Source organism: Rikenella microfusus DSM 15922 (assembly GCF_000427365.1).
Classification (GTDB): domain Bacteria; phylum Bacteroidota; class Bacteroidia; order Bacteroidales; family Rikenellaceae; genus Rikenella; species Rikenella microfusus.
Genome location: NZ_KE386488.1, coordinates 1,577,549 through 1,602,241 on the forward strand (window position 1 = coordinate 1,577,549; position 24,693 = coordinate 1,602,241).

Genomic DNA, 24,693 nt, shown 5'->3' on the forward strand with positions numbered 1-24,693 from the left:
CAGTAGTATAATGTTATTTTTTTAATAACTTTGCCCCCAAAACAGAACAGTTATGACCGAAAAACAGCAAACGCTCGCAGCGGCCGTCGCCTATACCGGGAAAGGCCTGCATACGGGTGCGACTGTGAACCTTACGATACAGCCGGCGGCCGAAGGGCACGGCATCAGATTCTGCCGGACCGACCTCGAAGGGCGGCCGGTGATCGATGCTGTGGCGGACAACGTGTCGCAGACCTCGCGCAGCACCCTGCTGAAAAAGGGCGAAGCCGTCGTTTCGACGGTGGAGCATCTGATGGCGGCCCTGTGGGGGTGCGGGGTGGACAACGCGCTGGTCGAAGTGGACGGAGGAGAAGTCCCCATCGCCGACGGCTCGGCCCTGCCGTGGGTCGAACTGATCCGGCGGGCCGGAGTCGTCGAACAGAATGCCCCGCGCAAATATTACGAGATTTCGGAAAAAACTGTCCTGACGCTGGATAACGGGCGGGAGATCGTCGCTTATCCGGACGATGCTTTTTCGGTCGTGGTGAACGTGGATTTCGACTCCAAAGTGGTGGGCAAGCAATATGCGGTCTTTTCGGCCGCCGAGGGGGGCGATGATTTCGCCGCTGCCGTAGCGCCGAGCCGAACGTTCGTTTTCCTGCACGAGATCGAGCCGCTGATCCGGAACAACATGATCAAAGGAGGCGATCTGGACAACGCCATCGTGATCGTCGAACAGCCGGTGGATGCGGTCAAGGCGACCGAAATCGGCAAACTGTTCGGGCGCGAAGGCGTAGCCGCCGACCGCAGGGGGTATCTGAACAACCTCGACCTGCATTTCGACAACGAAATCGCGCGGCACAAGCTCCTCGACCTGCTGGGCGACCTCGCATTGGTCGGTACGCGCATCAAAGGGCGCATCTTCGCCACCCGGCCCGGACACCAGGCCAATACCGAATTCGCCAGGCTGCTGCGCAAACATATCAAGCGCGACGCCGACAAACCGACGTTCCGGTACGATCCGAACGCCGAACCGGTTTACGACATCAACCGCATCAAGGCGACCCTGCCGCACCGCCCGCCGTTCCTTCTGGTGGACAAGATCATCCACATCACGGACGACGAGGTGGTGGGGATCAAGAACGTGACCATGAACGAACCGTTCTTCGTGGGCCACTTTCCGGACGAACCGGTGATGCCGGGCGTGCTCCAGGTGGAAGCGATGGCCCAGTGCGGGGGAATCCTGGCGCTGAGCACGGTGCCCGATCCGGAAAACTATTCGACCTATTTCATGACCATCGACGGCGTGAAATACCGTCATAAAGTGGTGCCGGGCGATACGCTCCAGTTCGAGTTGCGGCTTTCGGAACCGATCCGCCGCGGGATCGTGAAGATGGACGCGCGCGCCTATATCGGCGACACGCTGGCCACCGAAGCGAAACTGATGGCGCTCATCACCAAGAACAAATAAAAGATCCGGAGTAAGCACACTTTTAGACTTTCAGCAAAGTTATGATACATCCCTTGGCCTATGTCCATCCCGACGCCGAACTGGGCGAGAACGTCACGGTAGAACCTTTTGCATACATCGCCGGTAAGGTGACCGTCGGGGACGGCTGCTGGATCGGTCCCAATGCGGTCGTGAACGACGGGGCGATACTCGGGAAGGAGTGCAAGATATTCAGCGGGGCCGTGATCGCCGGTATTCCCCAGGACCTGAAGTTCCGCGGCGAGGAGACGACGGCCGTGATCGGCGACCGGACGATGATCCGCGAGTGCGCCACGGTGAACCGGGGAACGGCGGCCAAAGGAACCACAGTGGTGGGCAGCGACACGCTCATCATGGCTTACGCCCACGTGGGGCACGACTGCGTGGTCGGAAATCACTGCATCCTGGCCAACAACGTCTCTCTGGCCGGAGAGGTGGAACTGGACGATTGGGCGATTCTGGGGGGGCATACCGCCATCCACCAGTTCTGCCGCGTCGGCAAGCATGCCATGACCAGCGGCGGAACGATGGTCGGCAAGGATATTCCGCCGTTCATCAAAGTGGCCCACAATCCCGCTTCGTACGTGGGAGTCAATTCGATCGGCCTTCGCCGCCGCGGATTTACGGGCGAACAGATCAACGAGATTATGGATATCTGCCGTATCATGTTCCAGAACGGTTATTCATACGGCAAGGCTTGCCGCATACTCGAAGAACAGATGCCCGATTCGGACGCCAGACGGGAGATGCTGACGTTCTTCGCGGGGTCGAAGCGGGGGGCCATCAAACCCTATCAGGCCCGGACCAAGGATCAGGACGAAGAATAAACGCTTTTACTCGTATTCCTGTTTTTGGGGGGAGACAACCGTGCTTTCTTTTGAAAGAAAGAACCGAAAAGCCGTCGCAACCGCCGGGCGCCGTCGAGTGCGCTCGAACGGTCGAAGCTCAAGGAGCAAGTTTTCAGGCAACCCGATGGTAAAACGAGCGAACGGCTCAAGGCGACGGCGCTCTCGTACCGAATAAAAACAAGATATACAAATAAGCGGTCGGATTTGTATAACTGTATAATATTACATATATTTGCAGCGTTACGGATGATATTCGTAACGGGGGATTTAGGAAACGGGGGTGACAGCCTCCGTTTCCTGTTTTAAAGCCGCAGGGTTATGACGGATTACAAAGCATCGGTTCGCGAGACGGTTTATTCGGTCGTCGAAGGGGAAGGTTCGCCGTGGGCGGACAGAGGTTTTTTCGTGGTCGATATCCTCTGCAAAGGGGCGGTGGGGGACGAAATCGAAGTGAGCGTGGACAGCGACGGCCAGACCGGCGTGGGGATCGATGACTGCGCGTCGCTGAGCCGCGAAATTTCGGCCCGGCTGGTCGAAACGTTGCCCGGAACGGTGATCGACGGCGTGGCAGAAGAGGCCGATTTTTCGCTGACGGTCATGTCGGCGGGACTCGGACAACCCCTCAGGCTGGGACGGCAGTACGAGAAACTGGTGCGTCGCGCTTCGGCCGGAGGCACCCTGCCCCGCGTGGACGTTTTGTTCAAAGACGGGCGGAAACTCGCCGGAGCGGTCTTGTGCGGGATCGGTTACGACGGCGCGGCGGACGGTGGAGCCGACGTGCCCGCGGCCATCGAAGTGATGTACGAAACGAAAGAACTCCTGCCCGGCAGGAAACGGAAAGAGACGGTCGAGAAACGCGAACGGGTCGCCCTGTCCGATACCAAGGCCGTGACCGAATATTTCGAGTTCAGATAAACCACGGGATTCAAAAAAACAAAACCATATACCTAATGCCCGCTGTCCCGGCACCGGGGCGATAAGGGAATGCAGAAAAGAGCGATGGAAACAATAAACCTGATCAACACTTTCGCCGAGTTCAAGGAACTGAAGAATATCGACCGCGCCACGATGGTAAGCGTGCTGGAGGACGTGTTCCGCAACATGCTGGTCAAGACCTACGGTTCGGACGAGAACTTCGACATCATCATCAACACCGAAAGCGGCGACTTCGAGATCTGGCGCAACCGGCTGGTGATGGAAGACGGCGACGTGCTGGACGAAAACACGCAGATCAGTCTGAGCGACGCGCGCAAGATCGATCCGACCTACGAAGTGGGCGAAGAGGTGGCCACCGAAGTGAAATTCTCCGACTTCGGACGGCGCAGCGTGCTGGCGATCCGGCAGAACCTCGCCTCCCGCATCACGGACCTCGAAAAAGCCAATCTGTTCCAGAAATATACCGAGCGGGTCGGGGAGATCATTACGGGCGAAGTTTACCAGGTCTGGAAACGCGAAATGCTGGTGCTGGACGACGAAGACAACGAACTGCTCCTGCCCAAGAGCGAGCAGATTCCCAGCGATTTCTTCCGCAAAGGCGATACCGTGCGGGCGATCGTCTCCAAAGTGGAGATGATCAACAACTCGCCGAAGATCATCCTGTCGCGTACCGCGCCGGAGTTCCTCGAACGGCTGTTCGAGCTGGAAGTGCCGGAGATCTTCGACGGGCTGATCACCATCAAGAAAATCGTCCGCATTCCCGGCGAACGCGCCAAAGTGGCCGTGGAATCCTACGACGAGCGCATCGACCCGGTGGGCGCCTGCGTGGGCGTCAAAGGCTCGCGCATCTACGGGATCGTGAAAGAGCTGCGTAACGAGAACATCGACGTGGTGAACTATACCTCGAACCCGAGCCTGATGATCCAGCGGGCGCTGAATCCGGCCAAAGTGCTCTCGATCGACATCAACGAAGAGACCAAGACGGCCGAAGTACACCTCAAACCGAGCGAAATATCGCTCGCCATCGGCAAAGGCGGCCTCAATATCCGCCTGGCCAGCATGCTGACCGGTTACGACATCGACGTTTACCGCGAAACGGGCGAAGAGGACGAGGAAGACGTCGATTTGACCGAATTCACGGACGAAATCGAACCGTGGATCATCGACCAGTTCAGGAAGATCGGCCTCGATACGGCCAAACGGGTACTGGCGCAGAACCCGGACGACCTGGCTCAGCGTACCGACCTGGAGACGGAGACCATACAGGAAGTGCTCCGTATCCTGCGCTCGGAATTCGAGTGATCCGCGATACGGCGGGAACACTTCCGGTTTCCCCGGTACGGGGGGCGGCATTGATCTAAGGCGGCCGGGCCGACAATCCGGCGGAGAACGTTAAAAAAGAGGAAAGCAGATACATGGCAGCAGAGAAACAGACAAAAGTCAGATTGAGCGGCGTTGCACGCGAGTACAACGTCGGCCAGGGAACCATCGTGGAGTTCCTGGAGAAGAAGGGTATCAAAGTGGAACACGGGCCGAGCACCATTCTCGATCCGAAAGCGGTGGAACTCGTGCGTAACGAGTTCGGAGGCAAGAGCGTGGAGAAGGTCAATATCCGGGAAAAGATCAAACCGGTCAAGGAAAGCGTTTCGCTGCATGATAACGGTTCCGAAACGAACAAACCGTCCGAAAAGGAAGACGAAGTGGTCAATATCAAGACCAATACGGTGTTCACCACCCCCGTCGAAGCGTTGAGCGGGCCGAAAGTCGTAGGTAAGCTGGACCTGGACGGCGCGAAAAAGAAAACCGCTCCGGTTCCGGCGAAAGAGCCGAAACCGGCGGCAGCCTCGGCTGAAAAGCCGGCGGCCGCCGAACGGAAAGCCATGCCTGCCGCGCCTGTTGCCGAAGAGAAGAAAGAGGCCGCTCCCGCCGTTTCGCCGGCTCCGTCGCAGCCGACGGCCGCAGAGCCGGCGGCCGCGCCTGCTCCCGCTCCGAAAGAACCGGAAGTGTTCCGTGCCAACGACGATGCCAACAAGCTGGCCGGGCCGAAAATCGTCGGCAAGATCGAACTGCCCGCCTCGTACGAGCGCGGTCGGGGAGGGGAGCGCGGCAAACGCAACCGAATCAAGAAAGGCAAGGTCGATGTGGCCAATACACCCGGTACTTCGAGGCCGGCGGGCGCGGGCGGTGGAAACAACAATGCCGGCGGCGGGCGCGGCGGAAATAACGGCGGAGGCCGTTTCGGCTCAGGCGGCAATGCCGGCGGCCGCGGCGGTCGGGGAGGCGGTCGCGGTCCCAAACCGGTCGTAAGACAGGAGGTGAGCGACGAGGATGTGCAGAAGCAGATCAAGGAGACGCTGGCGCGCCTGACGACCAAAGGCAAAGGCAGCAAGAGCGCCAAATACCGCCGCGACAAACGCGAAGCGATCCACGGGCGTATGGCCGAAGAGATGGAGCAGCAGGAACGTGAAAAGTCGATCCTCAAAGTGACGGAATTCGTGACCGTCAGCGAGCTGGCGACCATGATGGACGTGCCGGTGACCGAAGTGATCACGGCCTGCATGAACCTGGGGCTGATGGTGTCGATCAACCAGCGGCTCGACGCCGAAGCGCTGGTGATCGTGGCCGAAGAATTCGGTTACAAAGTAGAATTCGTGACCGTCGATATTCAGGAAGCGATCGAAGAGGAGGCGGACAAACCCGAAGACCTGTTGCCGCGTCCGCCGATCGTGACCGTCATGGGACACGTCGATCACGGGAAGACCTCGCTGCTCGACCACATCCGCAAAACCAACGTGATCGAAGGCGAAGCCGGGGGGATCACCCAGCACATCGGAGCCTATAGTGTGAAGATGGAAGACGGCCGCCGGATCACCTTCCTCGATACTCCGGGGCACGAAGCGTTTACCGCGATGCGTGCGCGGGGAGCGAAAGTGACCGACGTGGCGATCATCATCATCGCGGCGGACGACAGCGTCATGCCGCAGACCGTCGAGGCGATCAATCATGCGCAGGCGGCCGGCGTGCCGATCGTGTTCGCCATCAACAAGATAGATAAGCCGGGCGCGAATCCCGAAAAGATCAAGGAAGAACTGGCCAACATGAACTATCTGGTCGAAGAGTGGGGCGGCAAATACCAGTCGCAGGACATCGCGGCCAAGAAAGGGATCAACGTGGACAAACTGCTCGAAAAGGTATTGCTGGAGGCCGAGATACTCGACCTGAAGGCCAATCCGAACAAGCGGGCCGCAGGTACGGTGGTCGAATCGTCGCTGGACAAGGGGCGGGGCTACGTGGCGACCGTGCTGGTCAGCTCCGGTACGCTCCGCGTCGGCGACGTGATGCTGTCCGGCACCTATTCCGGCCGCGTCAAGGCCATGTTCAACGAACGGGGCCAGAAAGTAACCGAAGCCGGGCCTTCCACGCCGGTGCTGGTGCTGGGGCTGAACGGTGCGCCGCAGGCGGGCGATAACTTCAACGTGATGGAAGACGACAAGTCGGCCCGCGAAATCGCCAACAAACGCGAACAACTCCAGCGCATGCAGGGACTCCGGACCCAGAAGCATATCACGCTGGACGAGATCGGGCGACGTATCGCGGTGGGGAACTTCAAGGAACTCAACGTCATCATTAAGGGCGACGTGGACGGTTCGATCGAGGCCCTGACCGACTCGCTGGTGAAGCTCTCGACCGAAGAGGTGCAGGTCAATGTGATCCACAAGGCCGTGGGCCCCATTTCGGAGAGCGACATCCTGCTGGCGGCGGCTTCCAATGCGGTGATCGTGGGCTTCCAGGTGCGGCCTTCCGCGTCGGCCCGAAAACTGGCGGAAAAAGAGGAGATCGAAATCCGGCTCTACTCCATCATCTACGATGCGATCAACGAGATCAAGGACGCCATCGAAGGGATGCTGGCGCCGGAAACCAAAGAGGAGATCACCTGTTCCGTGGAGGTCATGGAGGTCTTCAAGATCACCAAAGTGGGTACCGTGGCCGGGTGTCTCGTGCGCGAAGGGAAGATTACCCGCAACACGCTGGTGCGCGTGATTCGCGACGGGATCGTGGTTTACACCGGCAAACTCGGTTCGCTCAAACGGTTCAAGGACGACGTCAAGGAGGTTGGCCCGAACATGGAGTGCGGTCTGAATATCGAGAACTACAACGATATCAAGATCGGCGACATCATCGAAGGGTACGAGCAGGTCGAAGTGGCCCGCAAGCTGTCGTAACCGTCCGGAACGGACAGATCCGCAGGGGTCTCCGGCAATGCCGGAGACCCCTGCGCGTTTACGGAGCTATCGGCAGCCGGGCGGATTTCTGCGAAGGACGCGTTTCGGATAGCGTACCGGACGGCGTAGGATCGAAAGCAGTTCGCCGGTGGGGCATAACAGACGGCACCACGGTCGTTGGAAGAAGAACGACGCGGCGAGGCTCAGTCCGGCAAGCGTCAGCGAGGCGGCCGAAGCCGAACGGATCAGGAATGCCGTGAACGGTTCGATATCGGCCAGCTCGAAATGCGGCAGTATCAGCAGGAGAACGACGGCCGCCGCCAGGATACCCCGCCGCGCCCAGCGGGCCGGGCGCAGAAAGCGTTCCGGGATCGCCCATTTGCGCATTCCCAGCCGTCCGGCCAGTTCCTGCGCCGCACCGAACGGGCACAGGTAGGCGCAGTAGAACCTGCGGTTTGTCAGGAACGGCAGCAGCAGGCTCAGGACGACCGCGGCGAAAATCCCGAAACGTACCAGCGGCGATGCGCCGAATAGCAGCCATCGGTAGAGCAGGGCGAGCGACAGGAACGCCCCCTGCCAGATGCCCAGTACCGCAATCGACAGGAGCAGCAACGGAATCCGTATCCGTCGGGTGGATTGCGGCGAAACGAAACAGGCCAGCGACATGATCGTGACCAGCAGAACGGCGGACTCGCCCAGATAGTCGGCGGCGAAACGGCGCGGCGGCGGAAGCGGTTTGCGGTCCAGCAGGGCGGCTAAGGTATTGTTCACGTTCGAAATGACGGCCCGGGCCGTGTAGCTGGCTCCCGACGACGCATCGATCCGTTTCTGCGGGTCGTAGAGATGTCGTCCGTTCCACCGCTCCAGGAACCGCTCCTCATCCATCCGGCGGAGGAAACGCGGGGTCTCGTTGTTCTCCAGCAGCCTGACCCCCCGGATAATCATTCCGTCGTCCAGAAAGACCGCGACCGGCACATTGCCGCCGAATCCCCGTGCGGAGTTGGTTTTGCGTTTGCCTGCGATCACATATCCGTCCGGGTCGTCGTTCCCGGCCTCGAATCGCACTTCGTACAGGACGGAATCTTGTGTGGAGAGGACGACCGGTCGTTTGAAAAAAGCGTTTGCGCAGGTCGTGTCGAACGGGGTCGGAGTGTCGGCACGGACAGGTTCGGTATCGTGTCCGAAAAGCATCCCTTTGTTCTGGCTCAGGGCGTAAAGGACTGCGAGCAGGAACAGGAGTTTCGGTATCTTATTCGTGAAATTGCGCAGAAACGGGTGTTTATCCATAAGCAGAGTACCGGGTAAAGCAGCCGTTCGGGTTCCGGGGCCTTTGCCGCCGGGAACGACGATTCGGGAGAAATATTACTGACAAATATAGCGAAACCCGCTTATATCCTTTGATATACCGACAATTTTCCGCGGCGTTTTTTCGACTGGCGCCGGACCCTTCGGGTCTTTTGTCTGGGTTTTCCCTGCTCGATTCGGGCGGCGCTGCTGAGCCGATCGCGGAAAATTACAGCCGAACAGGTTCGGTATACCCAGTATATAATCGGGTCGCGAAAATCCCGACGGTTGTCCGGATTCCGCAACCGTGGTACGGGTTTGCCTGAAAAGTATGGAATAAAGTTTGTAATTTCGCGTATCGGAGCATGATCGGAGACACGGTCATGACGGAATTATCGAATTATCATTTACCATGAATAACAGACCTGTCAGAGTCCGGTTCGCCCCCAGTCCCACGGGGCCGCTGCATATGGGCGGCGTACGCACCGCATTATACAACTATCTTTTCGCCCGCCAGCACGGGGGAGCCTTTCTGCTCCGTATCGAGGATACCGATTCGAACCGGTTCGTGCCGGGCGCCGAAGAGTATATCGTCGAGTCGCTGAAATGGTGCGGCATCGAGGTGGACGAGGGGGTCGGCGTCGGCGGGCCGCATGCTCCCTACCGGCAGAGCGAACGGCGCGAAATCTACCTGAAGTATGCCGAAAAACTGGTGGAAGACGGTTGGGCTTATTATGCTTTCGATACGCCGGAAGAGCTGGATGCGATCCGAAAAGAGTACGAGTCGCGGGGCGAGACTTTCGCCTATAACTATGCCGTGCGCGGGAAGCTCGCCACATCTCTGGTATTGTCTGCGGACGAGGTCGCGGCCCGCATCGCCCGCGGCGACCAGTGGACGATCCGGTTCCGGATGCCGGAGAACGAGCAGATCGAAATGGACGATATGATCCGCGGCCATGTGACGGTGAACAGTTCGACGCTGGACGACAAGGTGCTCTACAAATCGGCCGACCGGTTGCCGACCTATCATCTGGCCAATATCGTGGACGACTACCTGATGGAGATTACCCATGTGATTCGGGGCGAGGAGTGGCTGCCGTCGTTGCCGTTGCACGTGATGCTGTACCGGGCGTTCGGCTGGACGGACCGGATGCCGCGGTTCGCTCACCTGCCGTTGTTGCTGAAGCCGACCGGAGGCGGGAAGCTGAGCAAACGGGACGGGGATAAATTGGGATTCCCTGTTTTCCCGCTGCAATGGAAACCGCAGGACGGCGGCGAAGGGGCGCGGGGTTATCGGGAGGACGGTTATTTCCCGGAGGCTTTCGTGAATCTGTTGGCCCTGTTGGGCTGGAATCCGGGTAACGACCATTCCGAGATACTGTCGATGCCGGAGCTGATCGAGCTGTTCTCGCTGGAAAAGGTGAGCAAATCGGGAGCGCGGTTCGACCCGGAAAAGGCCCGGTGGTTCAACGCGCAGTATCTGCACCGTAAGCCGGATGCCGAGCTGGCGGCTTTGTTCCTGCCGGTGCTGGCTGAAAAAGGCCACGGGGAGGTTCCGGTGGCGAAAGCGGAGCGGATCATGGGGCTGGTGAAAGAACGGGCTACGTTCCTGACCGATTTGTGGGAGCTGTCGCGTTACTTCTTCGAGGCTCCGCAGTCGTACGATCCGAAGGCGGTGGCGAAGTTCTGGAAAGACGACAATCCGGAACATCTGCAAAACCTGCGCCGCCAGTTGGAGGTGGTCGAGGATTTCACGGCTTCTGCCCTGGAGGCGAAAGCGCATGCCTGGATCGAACGGGAAGGTTTGCCGATGGGCAAAGTGATGAACACGTTGCGTCTGGCGCTGGTGGGGTCGAGTACAGGGGCCAATCTGTTCGACATCGCGGAGATCATCGGCCGCGAAGAGTTCCTGCGCCGTATCGAACGGGCGCACGAAATCCTGGGATAAACGCTGCCCGGCGGGGCTGTTCCGGAAGCGGACAGAGGTATGTGAAGCCCTCTTTTCGGGAGGTGGCTTGTACGGTTTTTATTCCATTTTATTCGGGACTATCCCCTTTTGCGTACTCAGGTTATTGTCGGTCCGTAGCCGGCGGAGGACGCGAGCGGGCGCAAGCGGGCAGAGCGACCCTCCGCACGGGGGCGGCTGCTGGCCGGCGCTCTTCGGGATACCCCGGAACGCGCAGTTTTCCGGCAACGACACGAAAAGGATAATTCCTATTCTTTTTTACAAGCAGAGCGGATTGTGAGGCGTTTCGGCCTCCGACTCTTCCGGGACGCTCGGTCATGCGACGGGGGCGGATAAGGTATCTTCCTTATCCGCCCCCGTCGTATATGGAGAGCACGGTATTTTTACAGGGCGGTCAGACTGCGGTAACGTTTGCGGAACAGACGGTAATAGAGGCACGATAGCACGGCCAGCCCTGTGGTAAAGGCTACCCAGGTGCCTGCCGCGCCCATGTCCCATACGAATCCGCATATGTACCCCACGGGCGCAGAGATGCAGGTATAAGTGAAGATCGCATAGTACATGGGTCTTTTGACCTCCGTGAGTCCGCGCAGTGCGCCCAGGATCACGCCCTGAAAACCGTCGATCACCATGAAGATGCAGCCGAAGTGCAGCAGATGGGTGGCGATGTCGATGACGGCGGGTTCATCGGTGAACAGTCCGGCGATCTGCCGTCCGAACAGGAAGACCAGTAACGAAGCGCATACCGTGAAAGCCGTAATCATGTGCAGCGAGGCGTTCATCGCCCGGCGCATGGAGGGATAGAGCCGCAGACCGTAATCCTGGCTCACGCGGATCGTCGTGGCGGCCGAAAGTCCGGTTACGACCATGAAACTGAGCGAGGGCAGGTTCACGGCGATCTGGTGCGCGGCCTGCGGAACGGCTCCGAACAGGCCGATGACGACGGCCATCAGGCTCAGGGCCGCCATTTCGATGAAGAGTTGCATGGCGATCGGGAAGCCGACGTTCAACAACCGGCGGATGCGGAACAGGGTGATGCCGACTTTCCGGAATTGCCTCAGGTAGTCGCGGTAGTCGGCGTTGGCGAACATCAGCCGGGCGAACAGGAGGACCATGACCACGCGGGCGATGAAGGTCGAGGCTCCGGCGCCGACGGCCCCCATTTCGGGGAATATCCACCAACCGTAGATCAGGGCGCCGTTCAGCACGATATTCAATACGTTGCCGATAATGGCGATGACCATCGTATGGGCGGTATTGCCGATGCCTTCGAGGAATTGCTTGCAGCTGGCGAAAAGCATCATCGGGAGCGCCGAGGCGAGTTGGTACCACATGTAACCGCGGGCGATAGGCAGGATTTCGGGGTCTTGTCCCATATATCCCATCAGGGGAATCATCAGGCCGAGCAGGGACATCAGAACGACGCTCATCGCTGTGCCGAGCAGCAGGGAATTTTTGAACAATGATGCGCTGCGTGTCCTGTCGCCGCGTGCGTAGCTTTTCCCGACGAGCGGGGTAAGACCCATGGCGACGCCGGTACCCAGAAACAAAATGGGCCACGAGAGGGCGTAGGCGAACGATATGGCGGCCAAGGGCACGGCTTCTCCGAGATGACCGACCATGACGGTATCGACGATCTGAACGGAGTACTGACCTACTTGCGAGATGATAACGGGTACGGCTAACCGCAGGTTGGCTCCGTAATAAGACCTGTAACCTGTGAATAACATAACTTTACTGTTTTTTAATCGCTCGGTTATTCGTATAGTTTAGGTTCGAGTGTACTGTTCTCTTTAACTTCGCTACGCTCGTTTTGCCTGCGGCTTCCTCGTGCTGCCTTGCCAAAGACCGTTCACGGTCTTCGGTCTCGGAACGCTATTCGGTTTCTCCTCGCCGCTTACCATAGCCCGTAAGCGGTCTCCGGATGCGCTGGCAGCGTCGGTTGTGAACAAAGAGAACCGGAAAACCGACGCAGCAGCCGAGTACCGTCGAACTCGTTCGAATGGCCGAGGCGCCAGGAGGAAGGCGAAGCCAAACTTTTTGAGATCGTATCTCCTGAGTTTGGCAGGTGCCCTTTTCTTCAGGATTTTCGATCGGAACGACAGCCCGTTGTTTTGCGGTTCGCAGAACCGCCGGCCTTGTCGCCCTGGCGCTTCGCGCCACGGGGGGAGGGCGACAGGCCGAACCTCTGGTTTTATCGGACGAAATGGGGTTCCGGAGAGGCGTGTATGGCTGCTCGAAAATCTTTTTGGTTCTTCCTTTGAAAAGAAAGAACGGTTGACTCAAATATCAACGTATTAAATAACCGAGTGGTTAATGAAACAAAAAAGGTGTTTGTTCCCGGAGGGGAGCAAGCACCTTTTTTTGATTTTGAAAGCTCGGAGACGGTAATACTCGACCGCTTTACGCAAATTTCAGAACGATGACCCGCCGGGGTGGCTCCGTCATATAACGGGGACGCCCCCCGGCGGAGTCGGGCGGTTACTCTGCCGCCGGAGTTTCGGCAGCGGCTTCCGCCGTTACCGATACGGCCACTTCGGCCTTGATATCCTTGTAGATCTTGACAACCGCCTTGTATTCGCCGATCTGTTTGATAGCATCTACTTTCACGTTGCGTTTGTCGATCTGGAAGCCTTTAGCCTCGATAGCGTCAGCTACCTGCGCAGCGGTAACGGATCCGAAGATCTTACCGCCTTCGGCAGCCTTGGCGACGATAGCCACAGCCACGCCTGCGAGCTTGTCGGCCACGGCCTGCGCATCGGCCACCATTTTGGCCTCCTTGTGCGCCTGTTGTTTGATCTTCTCGGCCAGTACCTTTTTGGCGGAAGGAGTGGCGGCCGTAGCATAACCCTGCGGGATGAGGTAGTTGTTGGCATACCCCGGCCGCACGTTCACGATCTGGTCCTTATTGCCGAGGTTATCGACGTCTTGTTTCAGGATGATTTCCATAGTGTTTTCTCCTCGGTTTATAATTATTTCAAAAGGTCGGTTACGAACGGCAGGATGGCCAGATGACGGGCGCGCTTAACGGCGGTAGCCACCTTTTTCTGGAATTTCTGCGACGTTCCGGTCAGACGGCGGGGCAGGATCTTGCCCTGCTCGTTCAGGAATTTCTTGAGGAATTCCGCGTCTTTGTAATCGACGTATTTGATGCCCGCTTTCTTGAAGCGGCAGTATTTTTTCTTTTTGACCTCTACGGATACCGGGTTGAGGTAACGGATTTCTGATTGCGGTGCTGCCATGATTACTCCTGAGTTTTTGCTGCGTTAAGGTTTCTGCGTTTTTCTGCGTATTCGGCCGCGTATTTGTCCTGTTTGAACGTCAGGAAGCGGATTACGCGTTCGTCGCGGCGGTACTGGGTTTCGAGAGTCTCGACCAGGCTGCCTTCGCCTTCGAATTCGATCAGGGTGTAAAACCCGGTCGTCTTTTTCTGGATCGGATAGGCGAGCTTACGCAAACCCCACTCTTCGGTGTAGTTCACTTTGCCGCCGTTCTCGGTGATGACACCCTGGAATTTGCCGACCAGCTCTTTCAGCTGCACGTCCGAAAGAACGGGGGTCGCAATGAAAACGGTTTCGTAACGGTTCATAAGAATTGTCCGTAAAATGAGTAAAATGTTGGTTAATGGTCGTTTAACGAAATTCCCGGAGGATATTTCGGCCCACAAAGGTACGGTTTTTCGCGGGATATGCAAAGCGGGGCGCGATATTTTTCGCTTGGCACGCTTGTTGTCTGTTACGGTTATCCGGTATGTTCCGCTACTGCCGATTCTCAATACTCCATAAAGTCCGTTATGTAACGCAATCCGGTTAAATACGCAACATTTAGGCTTATTTATGGATTATATTTGCGTCCCTTGCGACGGGAAACTATACTTTAATTTATAATTGTTGTCAATTTATGTCGGAGTTACCAAAAATGATAGAAAACGACACGGGGCAGTCCGCTTCGCTGTGGCAGTACGTGACTCATGCGGACCACGGGGCCGAATGGGTCGAGTTGTCCGATAATCTGATCGGGCTGGTGGAAAACGGAGCCAAGACGATCCAGTACGCCCATGCCCGATATACGGTGCGGAGCGGGGAGGTCTTTTTCCTGGCCCCGGGCAAACATTACATCGAGAATATACCCGCGGCCGACGGTCCGTACAAGGAGACCTGCCTGGCGTTCGACAATCGGATGATGGCGGACGCTCTTTCCACGCTGGTGTCGCTGTACGGTATGGAAATACGCCATCCGCAGGGAGGAAGGCCCGATCCGACGCTGGCGCACGTCAGTACGAGGGTATGGCCCGAAACGCAGCTGTTCTTCGATTCGCTGGCTCCGTATCTGAATACGGATTATCTGAGTCTGCACCCGCAGCTCATGCGGCTCAAACTGGCCGAATTCGCCTATATGGTGATCGTCCACAAAGAGTACGGGCTGCAACACAAACTGCTCCAGTGCATCGACCGGCTCAGCGACCCGTTCGAAAGCATCATACGCAATTCGGTGTTCGAAAATCTGACCATCGAGGAGTTGGCCTTGAAGACGAATAAAAGCCTCACGTCGTTCAAAAACGACTTCCAGCGCGTTTTCGGCGATACTCCTCACCGGTGGATCGTCAAACAGCGGTTGTTGCATGCGCGGCTTTTAGTGGTATCCACGAACAAAGCCATTTCGCAGATCGGTTACGAATGCCGGTTCGATAATATTTCGCATTTCATCAAACTTTTCAAGCGTGAGTTCGGTAAAACGCCGCTCTCGCTCAGGCAGGAACAGCGGCGGTAAACCGGTTCGCAAGGGACAGCCGCCCCGCTTTGCCGGAGTTTGTCGATTCCCAAGGCCCCCCGGTCATATGACCGGGGGGCCTTTCTGTGTAAAAATCGCTAACTTTGTTCGCCATGGCAGAGACGACAATAGAGGGAATCGTAATTAAAAGTACCGGCAGCTGGTACACCGTGCTCGACCCGCACAGCGGGCGGCAGGCCCGGTGCCGCATACGCGGCGTGTTCCGACTGCGCGGCAGCCGTACCACCAGTCCGGTGGTCGTGGGCGACCGCGTTCGGGCTGAGATCGGCGAAGACGAAGGCGACAACGTGATCGTCGAGATACGGCCCCGCACGAATTATATCATTCGCCGGGCGTCCAATCTTTCCAAAGAGAGCCACATCATCGCGGCCAATATCGATACCGTCTACCTGGTCGTCACGCTCGATTTTCCGGCCACCAGCACGGAATTCATCGACCGGTTCCTGGTCACGGCCGAAGCCTATCGCATCCCGGCGGTCATTCTGCTGAACAAGATGGACCTGTTCGCCGCGCCCGAATACCGCGAAATCATCGACGAATTTGCGGATACATATCGCGGCGCAGGGTACGAAGTCCTGGAAATATCGGCGTCCGCGGGCACGGGTATCGACGCGTTGCGCGAACGGATGCGCGGGAAAACATCGCTTTTTTCAGGCCATTCGGGCGTCGGCAAATCGACCCTCATCAACGCTCTCGAACCGGGTTTGCACCTGAAAACCGGAGCCATATCCGGTTACCATCATAAAGGGAAGCATACGACCACCTTTTCCGAGATTTTTCCGCTTTCGGGCGGCGGATTCCTGATCGATACGCCCGGGATCAAAGGTTTCGGACTGGTGGACATCGCCCCCGAAGAGCTGGCCCGTTATTTTCCCGACCTGTTCCGGTACGCGGCTGGTTGCCAATACTACAACTGCACGCACACCCACGAGCCGAACTGCGCGGTCATGGCGGCGGCGGGCGAAGGGAAAATCGCCGAATCGCGTTATGTGAGTTACCTGAAAATGCTGGAAGATGACGACCAAAACGGGAAATACCGCAAATAATTATTTCCGGGAGAACGGGATACCGACCCGGCAGCAGCTTCGCGACCTGAACGCTTCGTTGCGGCAAGGCGACATCCGGCCGCTGCGGACGGAAACGGACGATGCGGAGGAGCCGTCGGAGACCGTGCGGCGGAAGATCGAATACCTGCGCGGTTTCGTGCTGCCGGAACGGTACGAGGGGCTCGTGCGGCGGCTCCGCTGGCGTACTCGCTATATGGCGGTGTGCCTCGAAGACATCTACTATCCGCACAACGCCAGCGCGGTGATCCGCAGTGCGGAGGCGTTCGGCTTGCAGGAGGTGCACGCCGTGGAAAATACCGTCCGTTTCGCCCCGAACAAACATATCGTGCGGGGCACCGATCAGTGGATCGACCTTCGCAAATGGGACGATACCCCCTCGTTGGTCGCCCATCTGCGGGGGCGGGGCTATCGGATCGTCGTTACGGCCCCGCCCCGGCCGGAAGCCCCGCAGCGCAACGGCACGCCTTCCGACTTCGACGTTGCCGCCGGGCCTTTCGCCCTCTTTATGGGAACCGAAAAGAGCGGCATTTCGCCGTGGTTGATGGATGAAGCCGACGCGGTGATTTCGATCCCGATGGTAGGCTTCGCCGAAAGCCTCAATATTTCGGTCTCGGCGGCGATTGCGGCGCAGCGGCTCGCCGAACGTATCCGCGAGCCGGAGAACGGCGTGGCGTGGGAGCTGGAAGCGGCCGACCGGGACCGGCTGTTGCTGCGCTGGCTCTCCCGTTCGGTACGCGATTGCCGGCGGATACTGGAACGCGGCGGTTTCCCGTCGGAACCCGACGGGAGTTGTTGAAAAGATACTAACACCGAACCATATAGATGAAATTCTTAGCTATCCCGATGGCTGCCGCGCTGCTGTGCGGCGGCGTTCTGTCGCCTGTCGCGGCGCAGGAAAAGACGACCAATGCTTTCGACGACCTCAAACGAAGCGGCAGCGTGCAGGAGAGGGACTCGCCGATGCGCCGCGCCGCTTCGCCGGCGCAGATGGACACCCTGATGAACACGGTGCCGGAGCAGGGCTATTTTTGTTTCGCCGAAGACCGGCTCAATCCGGTCCGGCGGACGGATTCGCTGCCTGCGGTCTGGATGGCGCGTACGCCCGGCGAGCGGACTGCTTTCGTCGGTGCGGCGGCGCCGGGAGAATTCTATACCTGGCAGATCGCCCTGTACGGCCCGTCGTTCCCGCTCGATAATGTGCAGTTGCGGTTTTCCGACTTGCGGAATACGGACAGTAAGGCGGTCATCCCGGCCGATTCGATCCGTTGCTTCAACCTCGGAGGTACCGACCTGCGGGGACGGCGTTTCACCGAACGGGTCGATGTGCCGCAGGGGAAAGTGCAGAGCCTCTGGTGCGGTGCGGCGATTCCGGCCGATCTGCCCGCGGGAACCTATGCCGGCGCCGTTACCGTACGGCCCGAGGGGCGCGGAGCGACCCGCATACCGGTCGCGCTGACCGTAACGGGCGATCCGTTGCCGGACGGGGGTACCGGCGAAGGCTGGCGCATGGCCCGGCTCCGCTGGCTCGATTCGCAGACCGGCGTGGGAGAAACACCGACGGCGCCGTATGTTCCGGTAACGGTGTCCGCCGATGCCGTCGGTTGGCTGGGCGGCACGTTCCGATTGGGCGCCAGCGGGCTTCCGGCAGCCATCGCGACGCATTACGATACGCAGAACCGGTTGGATCCGGCGACGGAGAATGCGGTATTGGCCGCCCCGGTGCGTTTCGTGGTGGAGACGGCGGACGGTAAAACCGATGTCTTTTCGGCCCGGAACATCCGGCTGGCCAAAGTATCCGGGGGGCGGGCGGAATGGTCGGCTGCCGGCACGAACGGCGATTTGCGGATCGAGGTATCGGGCTTTATGGAGTTTGACGGCTTCGCCGACCTCAACATCCGCGTGGCGGCGCAAAAGAATACCGCCGTCGAAGATATCCGGCTGGAGGTGCCTTACACGGCTTATGCTTCCCGTTACATCATGGGGTTGGGACGCCGGGGCGGATTCCGGCACGCGGAGGAGGCCGATATATCGGTCGTGGAAGAAACTTTCACCTGGGACACGACCAAACATCAGGATGCTTTGTGGATGGGGAACGTGAACGCGGGTCTCAACCTGAAATTCAAAGACCCGTCGAATTACGAGCGGCCGCTGGTCAATATCTATTACGGCCTCGGGCGGCTGCGGATGCCGGAGTCGTGGGGTAACGGCGGGAAAGGCGGTATCCGGATCGCCGACCGGGACGACGGCAGCGTGCTGGTGACGGCGTTCAGCGGGCCGCGGACGCTTACGAAGGGCGAAACGCTGGATTTCGGCGTAGAGATGCTGGTTACGCCGGTCAAGCCGCTGGACATGGAACATCATGTGACGGAACGTTTCTACCACTCCAACAGCGACCTGAGCGACTCCTATATTCCGGCGGCCAAGGCGGCGGGGGCCAATTTCATCAATATTCACCACAAGAAGGAGATTTATCCCTATATCAACTATCCCTATTTCGATGAGAACGTCGCGGACTTCAAGGCTTTCGCCGACCGTGCCGCGAAAGAAGGGATCGGTACCAGGGTCTATTACACCACCCGTGAACTGACGGTCAAGGTTCCGGAAATCTGGGCGCTGCGCAGTCTCGGAAGCGAAGTGATCCACGACGGGCCGGGCAGGGATGCCCGCACGCTGATCCACCCGAACGGGCCGAATCCGTGGCTGTCGGAAAATTTCGGCGACCATTTCATCCCGGCGTGGTTCAACGCATTCAAGGAGGGGAAATACAAGGGCGAGATGGACATTTCGGTCATCACCACCCCTGATTCGCGGTGGAACAACTATTACCTGGAAGGGCTGCAATGGATGATCCGCAACTACGGGCTGCGGGGCGTCTATATCGACGACAGCGCGCTCGACCGCGAGACGCTCAAACGGGCACGCCGGTTGCTGGACGCCGACGGCGTGCGCCGCCAGATCGATATCCATTCGTGGAACCACATGAACGAGTGGGCCGGATTCGCCAATTCGCTGCATATGTACCTCGACCTGCTGCCTTATGTCGATCGGACGTGGATCGGCGAGGGTTTCGGGGCGGACAATACGCCGGATTTCTGGCTGGTCGAGATGTCGGGCATTCCGTTCGGGCTGATGAGCGAAACGCTGGATGCGCACAACGTTTGGCGGGGCATGGTGTACGGCATGGCGCCGCGTCTGCCCTGGAGCGGCAATCCGGTGCCGCTCTGGAAATTGTGGGATTCGGTGGGGATGAAGGATGCGGTGATGTACGGCTGGTGGGATCCTTCCGCTCCGGCGACGAGCGATAACGAGCGGGTGAAGGTAACGGTTTACGGGTTGCCGGGCGGCAAGGCGTTGCTGGCGGTCGCGAACTGGACGGACGAGCCGCAGACGGCTACGCTGACGCTGGACGTTTCCCGTCTGGGATTCGAACCGGTACGCGCGACGCTGCCGGAAGTCGAAACGTTGCAAACGGCGGGAAATATCGACCTGTCAGTGCCGGTGACGGTCGATGGGAAAAAAGGGATGCTTATTTTAGTCGAATAACTTCATTCAGAAATCCGAAATCCTGCGCCATACGGATATCGGATAAGAAATAGCCGGGACATTTCTAATTTACGGTTACAAGTAGTTCCGCGATAGCAGGCGGGCCGGAGGCCTCCCCACGGTAGGCCCGGTGCCGCTCGGCAGAGGGGGCCGGGCTGCAACTACCCGTGGTCTTTTGGGCGCCCGACCCGAATGAAAAATAATCGCACGGTTTAAATAAGTACGATTTTTATTGATGCGATTCTTCAGAATCGCCGGCTTTCGCGCCCAAGCGGCGTAGCCGCTTCGGGGGGCGCAAAGCCGATATTATGGTATTAAACCGTAGGGTTTACATAAGTACTTTTACCGGCTTCTTACATTGGTGTCGAAGTACGGGTAAAGGCTGCTGACCCGGGAATGTGCGATTTTCCGATCCGACGGGAGTCGGGAACGGGGAATCGCATTCCCAGCGACTTCTTTGCTTTCTTTCTTGGTCACCCCAAAAAGTAAGTGCCCCGCCGACATGAGGCGTCCGGAGAAACCGAGGTCCTCGCAGCATAAGCGGGCGAAGAAACACAAACGCCCGTCGGCGAAAGACATTACAATTAACCGTACGGTGATCGTAAATTCGCGGCTGCGAATTGCACGAGCCGTTACAGGCTTTGGAAAGCCAATACATAAAATGGATATACTACGCAAACAATTCCTGCGCCATGTGGGGCAGACTTCGGATGCGCCGCTGATGATCGAGGTGGCGCGGGCCGAGGGGATCTATTTCTATTCGCCGGCCACGCCGGATTTTCCCGACGGGAAACGGTATGTCGATCTGGTTTCCGGCGTGTCGGTCAGCAACGTGGGACATGGGAATCCGGAGGTGGTGGAGGCGGTGTGCGCCCAAGCGAGGGATTACATGCACATCATGGTGTACGGCGAGATGGTCGAAAGACCGCAGGTGAAATATGCGGCGGCCATCGCTTCGCTGCTGCCGCAGCCGCTGGAGAGCGTCTATTTCGTCAATTCGGGCGCCGAAGCGGTCGAAGGGGCGCTGAAACTGGCCAAACGCCATACGGGCCGTACGGAAATCGTTTCGTTCTTCGACGCTTACCACGGTTCGACGCACGGGGCGATGAGCGTCATGGGGGGAGAGACTTTCGTCGGGGCCTACCGGCCGTTGTTGCCGGATACGCGGAAGCTGCGATTTAACCGTTTCGAAGATTTGGAACGGATTACGGACCGGACGGCCTGTGTCCTGGTCGAACCTGTCCAGGGCGAAAGCGGGGTACGTCCGCCGGCGGACGGTTTTCTGGAAGCGCTGCGGAAGCGTTGCACGGAAGTCGGGGCCTTGCTGGTTTTCGACGAGATACAGACCGGGTTCGGGCGGAGCGGCGCGATGTTCGCCCTGCTCCGGTACGGGGTGACGCCGGATATTGTCTGCCTGGCCAAAGCCTTGGGCGGGGGTATGCCGCTGGGGGCTTTCGTTTCGTCCGCCGCGATCATGGCCGGCCTGCGTAGCGATCCTCCGCTGGGACATATCACCACTTTCGGCGGTCATCCGGTTTGCTGTGCGGCGGGGCTGGCCGCGCTGGACTATATTCGGAAGCACGATCTCGCGGCGCAGGCGGAACCGAAAGGCGCTTTGTTCGAAGCGTTGCTGAAAGACCACCCCGCTGTGGCCGAAATACGCCGTAGCGGGTTGTTGCTGGCGGTGGAACTGGGCGGATCGGAACGGCTGTTCCGGGCGATGGAGCTGCTCAAGGAGGCCGGTTACCTGTCGGACTGGTTTCTGTTCTGCGATACGGCGTTCCGTATCTCGCCGCCGCTGACGATCACCGAAGAACAGATACGAACTTGCTGCGCGGATATCCGCACGAAAGTATTGGACCGACTGTAGCTATCCGGCGGCATGTCTGTTTTGTGTAGTCCGTTCGTACCGTGGGGCGCCGGCTTCTTCGGATGCCTTATGTAGGCGGGGCACTTACTTTCTTGTGCCCCCAAAAAGAAGGTAAAAAACTCGTCGGGAATGTGCGATTCCCCGTTTCCGACCGACATCGGAACGGGAAATCGCATATTTCGGGGCGGCAGTCTCGTACTTCGACTCCAAGGAAGAAGCCGGGAGTACTTTTTAAACCTGCTTTTAATTTCCAGGCTAAACTCCCGGAGCCAGCGAGGGCCAAACGAGCTTTGCGAGTTGCAGCCCTTCGCCGGGGGTGGCTCCGGGCTGACTAAGGGAGAACATGGTAATAAACCGTACTGTTAAAACTAAATTTCCGCGATAGCGGGCGGGCCGGACGCCTCCCCACGGGAGGCCCGCTACCTTCGCACACTCGGAGCGGTCTCCCGGACGCCCGACCCGAATGAAAAATAACCGTACTGTTATTTATAAATCCGCCCGCCCGTTCCCAGGGATTACGTCAGGTATAGTCGTTACGGCGCAAAGGCGATGGAGAAAACATGGCCCGGGCTGAGGCGGCACAATGTATATCAGCCCCTTGCCAATCCATTTTTGAGCATCGTGTCTCCGGCGAACCTCATAGTCCCGCGTGCCGAGGTTTTCATAGGGCATGCGCATGCCGTTTCCGAAAGCCCGGTGTCCTCTTACACAGTCAGATCGAGTTCGTCGCGGAGCTTCAGAATATTGGGATTCAGATTGACCAGATACTGGAGTTTGTCTTCGGTCGAAACCGGTTTATACTCCTGCTGTACCTCGCTCACTTCGACCGTCACGCCGACCGCCGCTCCCGTCAGCGTTCGCAGATCGCGTTCGATTTCCCATTTGGCCTGGTTGATTTCGTCGGCCAGCACCTCGTTCGGTACGGTCACGGTAACCCGATTCCCCGCAATGGTTTTCGAAGTCAGCGCCGTAGCCAGCCGGGGACGCTGACGTTCGTTCCACAGCCGGATCAGTTCGTCGTATTTCGCCGCGACGGCACGCTCGGTCTCTTCGGGACTCATCTGCCGTACCGGGGAGACCGGTTCCGCCGCGACGGAAGCCGCCGACGGCGGAACCGGAACGGCCCGCGGCGAAGGGACCTGCAAATTCGTAATGGAAACTCCCGTAACCGACCGTCCTACTGTCGGACGTGCCGCAGGAGAAGAGGGAGGAACCGCGGAAGGGGCCCCGGCCGGAGTAACGGCAGGCGGCGTCTGCCGTGCCTGCTCGGATACCGGTGCGACGGGCGGTGGCGATGAAACGGATGCCGCCCGCTGCGACGAAACGTCCTGCGTCGGAACGGAAGCGGAAGAGACCGTCGGAGCCGCTACGACGGGCGTTACCGGCGCAGCCTGGGCAGGAGCCGAGATCGCCGGCATCGGGTATTTCCCGACGCCGGCCACCAACGCCAGCTCATCCGTCACGGCATCCCCTACATCCTCACCTTTTTTTTTTATACCGCCCAATCCGCAGAGTTTGATCAGGGCCAGCTCCGCATGCAGCCGCCTGTTGGTAGCCTGGCGGTAACCCGTGTCGGTCTGCGTCAGCAGGTTGATCGCATTGAACAGGAAACCCGTATCGCACGCCGCCGCCTGCGCCCGATAACGTTCCGCCACGCGGCCCGTCACCTCCAGCAACGGAGCCGTCTGCGGATTCTTGCATACCAGCAGGTCGCGCATGTGACCGTTCAACCCCGCGACGAACAGTTGCCCTTCGAAGCCTCGCCGCAGCACGTTATCGAAAAGGAGAAGCAATTCGGCGTAGTTCCCGGCCAGGATGAGGTCGGTCGCCGCGAAATAGGTGTTGTAATCCAACACGTTCAGACTCTCGGCCACTTTGTCGCCCGTCAGCTCCGCTCCGCAGAACGACACGACCCGGTCGAACATGGACAGGGCGTCCCTCATCCCGCCGTCGGCCCGCTGGGCGATGATATGCAACGCTTCGTCGTCGTAGGCGACCCCCTCGTTGCCGGCGATGTATTGCAGATACTGCACCGTATCTTCGACCCGGATCCGGTTGAAGTCGTAACATTGGCAACGCGAAAGGATCGTCGGCAGGATCTTGTGCTTTTCGGTGGTGGCCAGAATGAAAACCGCGTAGTGCGGCGGTTCTTCCAGTGTTTTGAGGAAAGCGTTGAACGCATTGGCCGACAGCATGTGCACTTCGTCGATGATGTACACGCTGTATTTGCCGACCTGCGGAGGGATACGCACCTTTTCGGTCAAGGCCCGGATGTCCTCGACGGAATTATTGGATGCGGCGTCCAGCTCGTGTATCGAGAACGAACGCCCTTCGTTGAAAGCCCGGCAAGATTCGCATTCGCCGCAGGCTTCGTGGTCGGGAGTCGGGTTCATGCAGTTGATCGCCTTGGCGAAAATCCGGGCGCAGGTAGTCTTGCCCACCCCCCTCGGCCCGGTGAACAGGTAGGCGTGCGCCAATTGCCCGCGGGCGATGGCGTTCTTGAGGGTTTCGGTGATATGGCTCTGCCCGACCACGCTGCGGAAGGTAGCCGGACGATATTTTCGTGCCGATACGACGAATGGTTCCATAATGTACAAAGATAATGAAAGCCGCACGATTTCAGCCACGGTTTTCAGGAACCGAATCTGAAAAGGGAGGTAAGTACATACGACCTCCCGGGAGAGCGGCCCGGAAAGG

At 58.8% G+C, this 24,693-nt stretch carries 17 protein-coding genes; 11 read left to right on the forward strand and 6 right to left on the reverse strand.

Annotated features, from left to right (window positions below):
• The first annotated feature begins 52 nt into the window (after positions 1-52).
• The 5 genes from RIKMI_RS0107650 (at position 53) to infB (ending at position 7,475) form a co-directional block, all read left to right on the forward strand.
• Positions 53-1,450, forward strand: coding sequence for a bifunctional UDP-3-O-[3-hydroxymyristoyl] N-acetylglucosamine deacetylase/3-hydroxyacyl-ACP dehydratase (locus RIKMI_RS0107650; protein WP_027291127.1), 1,398 nt, complete (start codon positions 53-55; stop codon positions 1,448-1,450).
• 41 nt (positions 1,451-1,491) lie between these two features.
• Positions 1,492-2,295, forward strand: coding sequence for an acyl-ACP--UDP-N-acetylglucosamine O-acyltransferase (gene lpxA / locus RIKMI_RS0107655; protein ID WP_027291128.1), 804 nt, complete (start codon positions 1,492-1,494; stop codon positions 2,293-2,295).
• Between the two features lie 339 nt (positions 2,296-2,634).
• On the forward strand, positions 2,635-3,231 hold the full coding sequence (locus RIKMI_RS13420; protein ID WP_051214420.1) for a ribosome assembly cofactor RimP: 597 nt from the start codon (positions 2,635-2,637) through the stop codon (positions 3,229-3,231).
• 84 nt (positions 3,232-3,315) lie between these two features.
• The gene (gene nusA / locus RIKMI_RS0107665) at positions 3,316-4,554 is read left to right on the forward strand and encodes a transcription termination factor NusA (protein WP_027291129.1); all 1,239 of its coding nucleotides are present in this window, start codon (positions 3,316-3,318) and stop codon (positions 4,552-4,554) included.
• 113 nt (positions 4,555-4,667) lie between these two features.
• Positions 4,668-7,475, forward strand: coding sequence for a translation initiation factor IF-2 (infB, locus tag RIKMI_RS0107670; protein WP_037291702.1), 2,808 nt, complete (start codon positions 4,668-4,670; stop codon positions 7,473-7,475).
• A gap of 66 nt (positions 7,476-7,541) precedes the next feature.
• Here infB and RIKMI_RS13425 read toward each other — a convergent pair whose 3' ends face one another.
• Positions 7,542-8,762 (reverse strand): FMN-binding protein, encoded by a 1,221-nt coding sequence (locus RIKMI_RS13425; protein WP_051214421.1) that lies wholly within the window; start codon positions 8,760-8,762, stop codon positions 7,542-7,544.
• 409 nt (positions 8,763-9,171) lie between these two features.
• Between RIKMI_RS13425 and gltX the strand changes: the two genes are divergently transcribed.
• Positions 9,172-10,707, forward strand: coding sequence for a glutamate--tRNA ligase (gltX, locus tag RIKMI_RS0107680; RefSeq protein ID WP_027291131.1), 1,536 nt, complete (start codon positions 9,172-9,174; stop codon positions 10,705-10,707).
• A gap of 401 nt (positions 10,708-11,108) precedes the next feature.
• Here gltX and RIKMI_RS13430 read toward each other — a convergent pair whose 3' ends face one another.
• The 4 genes from RIKMI_RS13430 to rpsF all read right to left on the reverse strand — a co-directional run bounded on the left by RIKMI_RS13430 (position 11,109) and on the right by rpsF (position 14,314).
• Complete coding sequence (locus RIKMI_RS13430) at positions 11,109-12,455, reverse strand: MATE family efflux transporter (protein WP_051214422.1); 1,347 nt, start codon at positions 12,453-12,455, stop codon at positions 11,109-11,111.
• A 751-nt stretch (positions 12,456-13,206) separates the two neighbouring features.
• Positions 13,207-13,674, reverse strand: coding sequence for a 50S ribosomal protein L9 (gene rplI, locus RIKMI_RS0107690; RefSeq protein ID WP_027291132.1), 468 nt, complete (start codon positions 13,672-13,674; stop codon positions 13,207-13,209).
• Between the two features lie 23 nt (positions 13,675-13,697).
• Positions 13,698-13,967 carry a 30S ribosomal protein S18 gene (rpsR, locus tag RIKMI_RS0107695; protein ID WP_027291133.1) on the reverse strand — a complete coding sequence of 90 codons (270 nt, stop codon included), beginning with the start codon at positions 13,965-13,967 and terminating at the stop codon, positions 13,698-13,700.
• 2 nt (positions 13,968-13,969) lie between these two features.
• Positions 13,970-14,314 (reverse strand): 30S ribosomal protein S6, encoded by a 345-nt coding sequence (rpsF, locus tag RIKMI_RS0107700; RefSeq protein WP_027291134.1) that lies wholly within the window; start codon positions 14,312-14,314, stop codon positions 13,970-13,972.
• Between the two features lie 311 nt (positions 14,315-14,625).
• On the opposite strand from rpsF, the gene RIKMI_RS0107705 reads away from it, so the two are divergent.
• From RIKMI_RS0107705 to RIKMI_RS0107725, 5 genes are all read left to right on the forward strand, one after another.
• Entirely contained in the window at positions 14,626-15,495 is an 870-nt protein-coding gene (locus tag RIKMI_RS0107705; protein WP_084135225.1) for a helix-turn-helix domain-containing protein, read from the forward strand.
• A 128-nt stretch (positions 15,496-15,623) separates the two neighbouring features.
• Positions 15,624-16,562 carry a ribosome small subunit-dependent GTPase A gene (rsgA, locus tag RIKMI_RS0107710; RefSeq protein WP_027291136.1) on the forward strand — a complete coding sequence of 313 codons (939 nt, stop codon included), beginning with the start codon at positions 15,624-15,626 and terminating at the stop codon, positions 16,560-16,562.
• Positions 16,531-17,379 carry a TrmH family RNA methyltransferase gene (locus tag RIKMI_RS13435; RefSeq protein WP_084135226.1) on the forward strand — a complete coding sequence of 283 codons (849 nt, stop codon included), beginning with the start codon at positions 16,531-16,533 and terminating at the stop codon, positions 17,377-17,379. The genes rsgA and RIKMI_RS13435 overlap by 32 nt, the downstream gene beginning before the upstream one ends.
• Before the next feature lie 26 nt (positions 17,380-17,405).
• Positions 17,406-20,126, forward strand: coding sequence for a glycoside hydrolase domain-containing protein (locus RIKMI_RS0107720; RefSeq protein WP_027291137.1), 2,721 nt, complete (start codon positions 17,406-17,408; stop codon positions 20,124-20,126).
• A gap of 661 nt (positions 20,127-20,787) precedes the next feature.
• Positions 20,788-21,996, forward strand: a complete 1,209-nt coding sequence (locus RIKMI_RS0107725; protein WP_037291705.1) for an aspartate aminotransferase family protein — start codon at positions 20,788-20,790, stop codon at positions 21,994-21,996.
• 704 nt (positions 21,997-22,700) lie between these two features.
• On the opposite strand, the gene RIKMI_RS14625 is transcribed toward RIKMI_RS0107725, so the two are convergent.
• On the reverse strand, positions 22,701-24,584 hold the full coding sequence (locus RIKMI_RS14625) for a DNA polymerase III subunit gamma/tau (protein ID WP_027291139.1): 1,884 nt from the start codon (positions 24,582-24,584) through the stop codon (positions 22,701-22,703).
• Between the last annotated feature and the right edge of the window lie 109 nt (positions 24,585-24,693).